An 8,959-nucleotide genomic window follows, 5' to 3' on the forward strand; every position below is an offset into this window, starting at 1 on the left:
GTCGGTAGTGCTATTGTTGCCATAGTTCGCGCCGTAGTGGATGTGCATGAAATCAATCCAGTGAAGTTTGGCGGCAGTTCACCGACAACAGGGGTATGCCGTGGTGGAACCAGTTGCTGAGCGACCTGGGACGATAGCAATGGGACATATTTAACTGAGGGACATTCGACGCACCGGCTGAATCCGCAGTCGTCGACGGCCTGTCCGCACGGTTGGGAGTCGTGCTGCCAAGGATTACATGATTTCCTCAAAGAGCATAATGGAGGCGAAGGTTTCATCGGCAATAACTATACTATTTTTTTAAAGCCGAAGAACTGGCTGACTTCAACCGCGGATATGAGGTTGAAAAATATGCGCCAGGCATCTTCTTATTCGCATCTGACGGAGGAGGTGAAGGCTATGGCTTCGACACTGAAGATGCGGCCATGCCAATCGTACGCATCCCATTCATAGGTATGAATCGGCAATCCGCTGAGACGATAGCGCGTGACCTCGCCGATCTATTTGCTCGGTTGGTGGACTGAAAATGCCCGACCAAAATAGATATTTGCGCCCCAAGGGCATGGAGCTGTTTGAGATCGGCGATCCAGTCAGTTTGGAGAATAAGATCTGGTTGACCAGACAAGGGCATTTTGAAGCGGTGCGCTACTGGAATCGAGCTATCGGGATTCTGCTTAAGGCAGCGCCGGAGAAAGCGGCACCGGCGGATGGGTAGGGTGCGGGGAGCACTGACCTTGCGGAGGCCATGACGCTTTCGGCCGATCATTGTGCAAGTTTACGAACCCGGTGTAATGCAACTCGTCCCTAGATCTCAACATGATCGAGGGAGTATCTTCCAGAAAACACTGCATCCGAATGGCCGAGGAGGATTTTCCCTATGGGGAAAAAAATGAAGTTGCTGGATATCGTTGGGCGGTTGTCGGAATTTGACGAGGAGGACCCGGTCTACGCAGCGGAGCCCACAATCTACGCGGCGGAGCCTTGGACAGAGGATTCAGACGCGATGGTTTTGCCTCAGCAGGATGGGGTGTTGGTACCACCCGAGGCAGCTAAAGAGGGCCTGGCATACTTTCTCGAAATCAACCTTGCGATCGAGATTACCGAGGCTTTGGTTGCATCGCAGAAAGAAAAGCCAAGCATTTCCGCCATCTGCGAACGGGTTATTTATTATGCCACCTATGATGCGTGAGAGGTTAAATGTTGACTAATCCACGTTATGACGGACAGCCGCTGCTTAGGCTGCTCGATGTTTATGTGCTCTGGGCGATCGGAGAACTTTCTCAAGAGTCGGAGGATGGCTTGAAAAGGATGGCCCCCAAACTGCGATCTATCTATGGCGGCGACGGACAATGGCATGACGCAATAGCCCACTCTATGCACATGCCCGAGGGAATGCCGGCAGCAATCCGGGACATGTGGGCAAGGAATCTCGAGATCGCCCGCGTCAATGGTGTAACCCTCCCACCCCAGAAATTTGCCGAGATGTTCGTGGACGAAAATTTCGTGGATTGAATGTTCTGCATTGATTGGAATTGCTGTTATGGCTGGCGCTCTACGGCGCCCCGCTGTCCTGCCGGACATCTCCCCCACGAGGGGGGAGATTGGCTGTCGCCGGCGCTTTCGCTACGCTCAATAATTACCGTTATAATAACGGTCGTCGCAGGGCGCGGTGTAGATGCGGCCGTAGCGATCCTGATAGCGGCAGAGCTGTTCGCCGCGCGGTTGCGGGGTGGTGGCGTTGCCGACGACCGCACCGAGCAGGGCGCCGCTGGCTGCGCCGATAACCGTGCTTTTGGTGTTGCCGCCTATGGCCTGGCCGGCGAGCGCACCGGCGCCGGCGCCGAGCAGCGCACCGGTGCTGGTTCTCTGCTGTGCTTCGGTCTGCGCGCAGCCTGCCAGCGCGGCGGTTACGAACATGGCGGCAATGGCTCTGGATACGGTCATCGTCTGATACTCCCTTGAAGTCTATGAACTAATACGCAGGCTGATTTTGCCAAGTAGGGTCGCATTTGCGGCGGAACATAGGCACCGTGCCTCACGAAATAAGACATGGTTGTTTTTGTCTGACGGCCGGAGACGACGGCTCGGCAAGACGATGCCCAAACGAGACTGATCTTTGACGGCCCATGTGCCCGATCTGCTTTTTCTACGCAGCGGCTAACTCTTCCTCAAATCCCAAAAATGGAGAAACCAAATGACCCGAGGTCTTGCCCGGACGCTTTCGCGTGCCGCCGCCAGAGAAGCCGGCCTTGCCCCGCCCAAGGCGGGGCTTGCCGTCAGGACGACCGGACAGGGCGGCGCCTACCGCTCCGTCTTCTCCTTCAATGCCATGCCGGTGCCGGTCACCGATGCACTGGCCTATGCCAGCCAGAAGCTCTTTGACTTTCTCGATGGCAAGGTGCGGATCAAGGGCGGCACGGCAAGATTGCAGTTCGCCGTGCTGACGCCGCGAGCATCGACCATCAACGACAATGCCGCGCTGACCTGGGCGCTCGGCTCGGCGGCAGCGTCGAGCGCTGTGCTCGCCGGAACCATGGTCAATGTGCTGGCCGCGACCGGCCGCACGCTGGATGGCGCCGGTGCCGCGCCGTCGAGCGCGTCGATTGCCGATGTTGCCGCAGCCTTGACGCTCGACGGCACCGTGACGCCGGTCGACCTCTATCTCAATCTGGCGTTTGCCACCGGCACCGACATCGATGCCGACGGCACGATTGCCGTTACCGGCACGATCACGCTGCTCTGGGAGAACTGGGGCGACAATGCGTAGGCGCTAATCTCCCCCCTTGAGGGGGAGATGTCGCCGAAGGCGACAGAGGGGGTCGGTTCGACCGGGCGCGACCCCCGGCGACAGATGAGGTCGGCGCTCCACGCGCGGCTACTCCCTCTGGCCTGCCGGCCATCTCCCCCTCGAGGGGGGAGATACCAAGTTTCACCGCCAGTGCTCTCATCACCGGCCTTCAAACTCTCAGCAAAAGGAATCTTCTCATGACAGATCTGGCAGACGCCGGGTCCGTGGTGGCGGTGCCACCGGCGGGCAACCTTGCACGGCCACCGGCCAACGGGGACAACGGGTCCGCCCCGCCTAAGGCCGCAAGCTGGTTTGACGGTCTTTCCGAAGGCAACCGCAAGCTCGCTGAAACCAAGGGCTGGACCAAGCCTGAAAGCCTCGATCGAGTTTTCGCCTCCTATGCGGAGCTGGAGCGGCAGCAGGGTGAGAGCCTGCGCGTTCCGGCAGCCGATGCAGCCGCGGAAGACTGGGACAGGTTCCATGCCCGGCTGCCCGAGGCGATGCGTCCGCTGACCTCGCCCGACAAGGTCGAGTACCGGCGCCCCGACGGGCTCCCCGAAAACTTCGCCTATTCGGACGAGCTCGCCAATGCGTCCAAGGCCTGGGCGGTCGAGGCAGGTGCTACCCCGAAGGTTGCACAGGCCTATCACGACCGCTTCGTCGGCTACATGGCCGAGCAGGCCAAGGCACAGCAAATCGCCGTTGCCCGCTCGGTCGAGACTACGCACGACGACCTCGTGCGGGATTGGGGACCGACCGGGAGCGATGGCTTTCGCCAGAAGCTCGAGGTCGCCAACCGGGCGATGAAGAAGCTCGGCCTGGTCAATGCCTACAAGGCGAAGGGCATCCTTCTGCCGGACGGCGCCTTGACCGACCCGCAGATCGCCAAGGCGTTCCACGCTATCGGCGAGGCGATGTTCCGCGAAGACACGATCGACGGCAATGCTGCCTTGAGCGGAGGCAACCCCTTCAAGCGCAATGCCGCCGGCGAGCGCAACCTGACTGGCATCTCGGCCCTGGTCAAAAGCGACCCCGCCCGCGCCCGGCGGCTGGCACGCGAGGCCGGCGAAAACCCCGACCTGTGGATGCCCAACAACCCTCTTTGACCCCAAACCTGAAGGAAGACAAAAATGGCAGACGCCTACACCCGTATCGCGGACGCGATCGTTCCGTCCGTCTACGCGCAATACTCGTTCGAGGAGCACGTCCAGTCGCTGGAGATTTACCAGGCCGGGATCCTGTTTTCCGACCCGTCGATCGCCTCGAAGCTCAGCCTGGGCGGGCGCTCCGTCGACATGCCCGGCTGGAAGGATCTCGGCAACGATCCCTCCGAGCCGGTCAATGACGACCCGGCCGACTCGATCGAGATGAAGAAGATCGGCGCGCGCCGCGAAGTCGCGGCCCGCAATGTGCGTGCGCAGGCCTGGGGCATCCCGGACCTGACCTCGATCCTTGCCGGTGACGATCCGCAGAAGCTCATCGTGCGTCGCCAGACCGACTACTGGCAGCGCGCCAACAAGCTGACGCTGCTCGGCATCCTGAAAGGCGTGCTGGCCGACAACATCGCCAATGACGGCGGCGACCTGGTGCGCGTCACCGGCGCCTCCATCGTCGACACCGACATCATCGAGGCCGCCTATCTGATGGGCGACCGCGCCGACAAGTTCAAGACGATCTGGATGCATTCGAAACAGATGAAGGCACTGAAACTCGCCGATCTCATCGACTATGTGCCGTCGTCCGAGCAGGGCGGGCCGCTGATCCCCTATTACATGGGGCTGAGGGCCGTCGTCGATGACGACATTCCGGTTGCCGGCGGCGTCTACACCGCGTTCATGTTCAAGGACAAGGCGATTCTGTGGAACGAGCTGCCGGTCAACACCGAAGGCGGGCCGCTCGAGTTCGACCGCAAGCCGCGGCAGGGCCATGGCGGCGGCGTCACTGAAATGGTCGGCCGCCGGCATTTCGTGCCGCATGTGCCGGGCACCCGCTTTCTCGACGCGTCCTCGGCCGGCGAATTCGCCACCGATGTCGAGTTGGCACTGGCGGCAAACTGGGACCGCACGGCCTCGAGCGTCAAGCACATGACGTTCATCGCGCTGAAGACGACCGAGTCCTGATCGGCGAAGGGGCGGGCGTCCGACGTCTCGCCCCTTCGGGACGCCAGGTCGGCCACGGTGGCGAATCCCAAGTTCACCCGCTGCGCTGCGTCAGAGTGATGTGAATTTTGGGGTTCGCTACAACATTCATGTTGCCCTTTGGCCAATCGACGGCACCAAACAGTTACAAGAAAGGGCGATGCTGACTGTCTCGGCAAGGGAGGTAACTATGAACGTGAAGTACAAAACAGTTCAGGAAGTGCTCCGAAAAGCGGGGATTGTCATGAGCAAGAAGGGGGAAGTTCATCGCATAAACTTCTTCAGCGGTCTGGAAAACACCGCCTACTACACGCCGAGTCTTCAGGATGCCCTGGACAAGGGCTTGGCTATGGCAGGAGGTGCCGGAAGGGTGAAATCAGGCGCCTTTGTCAAGTCAGCCGAAACAGGGCAGTGGATCGCGACCAGCGCACGCGTCGGCTGACACAATCAAGGCAAGACATCGCCGCGTTGCGCGGCGGTGTCGTGAAACTGCAATAGCCCAAGCATTGCCGTCTTCCTTGCTCGAATGGGAAAAGACGACTGACGAAGCGTCTGCCACGCCATTTCCTGATGGGCGGTTGGTGGCGTGACGGCCTCATGCACGAGACGTGCAACATCTGCCCAAGCCACAAATCACAAGAAATCCCCAGCCGCCTTGAAGCGGCTTTTTGCCGTGGAGGCACCATGCCCCGTTTTCCCCGACCAACCACACAGCCGGAGGCCTGAGCCATGGCCATCACCCCGCTCGACATCGCCAACATGGCGCTCGCCGTGCTCGACGAGGCGCCGATCGACAGCCTCGACCAGGACGCCAAGGCGGCGCGCCTGCTCAATCTGCATTTCGACCTGACCCGCGAGGCCGAATTGACCAAGCATGCCTTTGTCTTCGCCATCCTGGCGACCTCGGTCGCCGGCTTCGACACCGGCAGCGGCGCTGGCACGCTGAACTTTGCCTATGAGCTTCCTGCCGATTGCCTGCGGCCCTTGCCGCTGACGGGGAATGGCGAGCCGGACGGCGTTCCGCTCTCATGGCGGCAGGAGGCCGGGCTGATCTATTCCGATCAGGCCGGCCCGCGCATCATCCGCTATGTCGCCAATCTGAGCGACCCGAACGACTGGGATGCGCTGTTCAGCGAAGTGATGGTGGCGGCGCTCGCCGTCAAGATCGCGCATCCCTTGACCCACAAGGCCGGCATGATCGACGTCGCCCGCAGCGCCTATGATAGGGCGCTGGACGCCGCCTACTCGGCCAATGCCATCCAGCGCGGCGGCAGATTATCCAGAACCTCCTGGGCTCTCCAGCGCGGCGACAACAGGTTCGTCGGCCGATGACCACGCTCTATCCGGTCCAGGACGCTTTCATCCGCGGCGAGATTTCTCCCCGCTTGCATGCTCGCGCCTCGCTCGAGCTTTACCGGGCGGCGCTGTCGAAATGCACCAACTTCGTCACGCTGCCGCATGGCGGCATCAGGAAGCGCGGCGGCACGTATTTTTGCGCGCAGGTGAAGGCTCCGTCAAAGGCGACACGGCTGATCCCGTTCATCTTCTCGGCCGACCAGGCCTATGCGCTCGAATTCGGCGATCTCTACATCCGTGTCTATGCCTATGGCGCGCGTGTCGGCACGGTCGAAGTCGTTTCGCCTTATCTCGAGGCCGATCTGTTCGACCTGCAATTCGTCCAGTCGGCAGACCAGATGTGGATCACCCACAAGGATCATCCGGTCAAAGTGCTGACGCGCACCGCGCACACGACCTGGACGCTCGCCGATTTCGTCTTTCTCGACGGCCCTTACGACAAGATCAACACCACGGCCACGACGCTAACGCCGGCCGCAACCGGCAACGCCATGCCCGTGATGGCCTCGAATACGCTGCCAAGCGGCACGGTCAGCAACAGCAACGGCTCATCCGACGTGTGGCAGGTGTTCGATGGCGACAAGCAGAAGGGGGAGAACATAGCGGGCTTTCCCAGCGGGTATCTGCGTTACCAGTTCGGCGGCGGCGGGACCAAGACGGTCGACGCCTACTGGATTACCGCCACGAATGATCACTCAGACACTGCATCGCCGACCCAGTGGCAATTCCAGGCCTCGCACAACGGCACCGACTGGACGACGCTCGACAGCCGGGACGGAGAGACCGGCTGGTCCAAGTCGGAAACCCGCTTCTTCGACGGCTTCAACAATACGGTTGCCTACGAATATTATCAGCTGCTGTTTTCAGGTGGCGGCAGCGACGGAACCGCTATCGCCGAACTGGCCCTGCACGAATATGCGCCGTCGCAAACGCCGTTCGATCTTTCGGCCTCCTCGATCGTCGGCATCAATGACGGCATCGGCTTCCAGACCAGCGATATCGGTCGCGCCATTCGTCTGCTTGGCGCGGACGGCTTCTGGCGCTGGGCCAAGATCATTGGCCGGACCAGCACGACGGTAGTCACGGTCCAGTTATACGGGCACGCTCTGCCCGATCTCAGCCCGATCATCCGCTGGCGTCTCGGCACGTTCGTGCCCGGCAAGTATGTCCAGAGCGGTTCGCTTTACGAGGAGCGCTTGGCGTTCAGCCGAAAATTCTCGGTCTATGCCTCGCAAACCGGCGATTTCGATAACTTCGCCACCGGCGAGAAAGACACCGACGCGCTGGAATTCGTGCAGGCAGGTGGCGGCCAGGCCAATGACATTACGTGGGTGGCGGAATCGGACGGTGCGCTGATCATCGGAACGCTTGGCGGGGTGAGGGCGCTGTCGGGCTCCGGCATCGACGAGGCGCTGACGCCGTCCTCGTTCAAGAACCGCCGGTCGCGGACCTTTGGCTGTGCCCCGCTGCGTCCCGTCGATGCGGGGCAGTCGTTCCTATATGTCACCCGCTCCCGCAAATCGATCGCCGAGCTAACGCAAAATGCCACCGGCCGCTTCACTTCCGACGATGTCGGTCAAATATCGGAGCACATTCCGAAGAAAGGCGTCGTCGAACTCGCCTTCCAGACCGACCCCGACCCGCTGCTGTGGTTTCCGCTCGGGGATGGAGAGCTCGGCGGCTACACGCACCAGCCGTCGCAAGACGTTCGCGGCATGCATGTCCACAAGATCGCCGGAAGCTTCGCAGGATCGAACTGGGCCGTTGTCGAAAGCGCCGTGGTGACGCCCGGCCAGGACGGCAACGACGATCTCTGGCTGATCGTCAAGCGCACGATCGGCGGCGTGACCAGGCGCTATATCGAAATAAAGACCGCGCCGTTTGAGTATGGCGTGATCGGGGATGCATTCGAAGTCGACTGCGGCCTGACCTATGACGGCGTCGCTGTCGGCACGGTCTCAGGGCTTGGTCATCTCAACGACGAAACAGTCGACGTCCTGGCTGATGGCAAGGTCTACCAGGGCCTTGCGGTGGCGGCTGGCGCGGTTTCGCTGCCCGGTGGGGCTACGGCAGCCAAATGGCAGGTCGGGCTCGGCTACCAGTCCGAAGCCAACACGCTGGAGCTCGACGTCGGCGGCCGCGACGGATCGATCGTCGGGCGGCGCAAGAAGGTGGCCAAGCTCATTCTTTCGCTGCTGGAAACCGACATCGCCGGGCTTCAGGTTCAGTCGTTCATCCGCGGCCGCTGGGAGCAGGTTCGCATCCCGTCCATGGTTGCTTTCGACGGCATGGCGAAATTGTTCACCGGCAATGTCGAGGTGCCGATCGACGATAGCTGGGAAGGGCAGGGGCGGGTGCGCATTCGTCATGTCAACCCGACGCCCTGCACGATCAGGGCCATGACGCCGGTGTTCGACGCCGAGCCGTAGAAACTGCTGATCTCTCCCCTTGAAGGGGAGATGTCGCCGAGGGCGACCGAGGGGGGCGGTTCGTCCTGACGCGGCCTCCTATCGTCTCCATCGCAGATAAAGACGCCGGCGCTCCACGCGAGACGACCCCCTCTGTCGCCTTCGCGACATCTCCCCCACGAGGGCAGGGCTATCGCATATGAGTGATGGCATTGATGAGATAGTCGTCGTTCCAGGCGCATTTCTTGATGCGATGGCTGATGGGGACT

The 8,959-nt window shown here is 61.3% G+C and carries 10 protein-coding genes; 9 read left to right on the top strand and 1 reads right to left on the bottom strand.

Annotation, left to right across the window (positions count from 1 at the left end; all coding sequences use genetic code 11):
• Positions 1 to 526: 526 nt before the first annotated feature.
• From NKH17_RS30290 to NKH17_RS30300, 3 genes are all read left to right on the top strand, one after another.
• Positions 527 to 715: a hypothetical protein gene (locus tag NKH17_RS30290; protein ID WP_352475512.1), complete on the top strand. Its 189-nt coding sequence runs from the start codon at positions 527 to 529 to the stop codon at positions 713 to 715.
• 162 nt (positions 716 to 877) lie between these two features.
• Positions 878 to 1,189 carry a DUF7716 domain-containing protein gene (locus NKH17_RS30295; RefSeq protein ID WP_127205314.1) on the top strand — a complete coding sequence of 104 codons (312 nt, stop codon included), beginning with the start codon at positions 878 to 880 and terminating at the stop codon, positions 1,187 to 1,189.
• A gap of 8 nt (positions 1,190 to 1,197) precedes the next feature.
• Positions 1,198 to 1,512: a hypothetical protein gene (locus tag NKH17_RS30300; protein WP_352807205.1), complete on the top strand. Its 315-nt coding sequence runs from the start codon at positions 1,198 to 1,200 to the stop codon at positions 1,510 to 1,512.
• A gap of 117 nt (positions 1,513 to 1,629) precedes the next feature.
• On the opposite strand, the gene NKH17_RS30305 is transcribed toward NKH17_RS30300, so the two are convergent.
• Positions 1,630 to 1,944, bottom strand: a complete 315-nt coding sequence (locus tag NKH17_RS30305) for a YMGG-like glycine zipper-containing protein (RefSeq protein WP_352687421.1) — start codon at positions 1,942 to 1,944, stop codon at positions 1,630 to 1,632.
• 250 nt (positions 1,945 to 2,194) lie between these two features.
• On the opposite strand from NKH17_RS30305, the gene NKH17_RS30310 reads away from it, so the two are divergent.
• The 6 genes from NKH17_RS30310 (at position 2,195) to NKH17_RS30335 (ending at position 8,711) form a co-directional block, all read left to right on the top strand.
• Positions 2,195 to 2,767: a hypothetical protein gene (locus tag NKH17_RS30310; protein WP_352901401.1), complete on the top strand. Its 573-nt coding sequence runs from the start codon at positions 2,195 to 2,197 to the stop codon at positions 2,765 to 2,767.
• Between the two features lie 218 nt (positions 2,768 to 2,985).
• On the top strand, positions 2,986 to 3,894 hold the full coding sequence (locus NKH17_RS30315) for a hypothetical protein (protein WP_352644943.1): 909 nt from the start codon (positions 2,986 to 2,988) through the stop codon (positions 3,892 to 3,894).
• Positions 3,895 to 3,918: 24 nt separating this feature from the next.
• Entirely contained in the window at positions 3,919 to 4,908 is a 990-nt protein-coding gene (locus NKH17_RS30320; protein WP_352644941.1) for a Coat protein, read from the top strand.
• 208 nt (positions 4,909 to 5,116) lie between these two features.
• Complete coding sequence (locus NKH17_RS30325; RefSeq protein ID WP_352901398.1) at positions 5,117 to 5,368, top strand: hypothetical protein; 252 nt, start codon at positions 5,117 to 5,119, stop codon at positions 5,366 to 5,368.
• Between the two features lie 287 nt (positions 5,369 to 5,655).
• A complete protein-coding gene (locus tag NKH17_RS30330; protein ID WP_352901395.1) occupies positions 5,656 to 6,258 on the top strand; it encodes a phage connector family protein in 603 nt (200 codons plus the stop codon).
• Positions 6,255 to 8,711, top strand: a complete 2,457-nt coding sequence (locus tag NKH17_RS30335; RefSeq protein WP_352901392.1) for a phage tail protein — start codon at positions 6,255 to 6,257, stop codon at positions 8,709 to 8,711. Before NKH17_RS30330 ends, NKH17_RS30335 begins: the two co-directional genes overlap by 4 nt.
• The last annotated feature ends 248 nt before the right edge of the window (positions 8,712 to 8,959 follow it).

The sequence above is a fragment of the Mesorhizobium sp. M1334 genome, from assembly GCF_040317995.1.
Classification (GTDB): domain Bacteria; phylum Pseudomonadota; class Alphaproteobacteria; order Rhizobiales; family Rhizobiaceae; genus Mesorhizobium.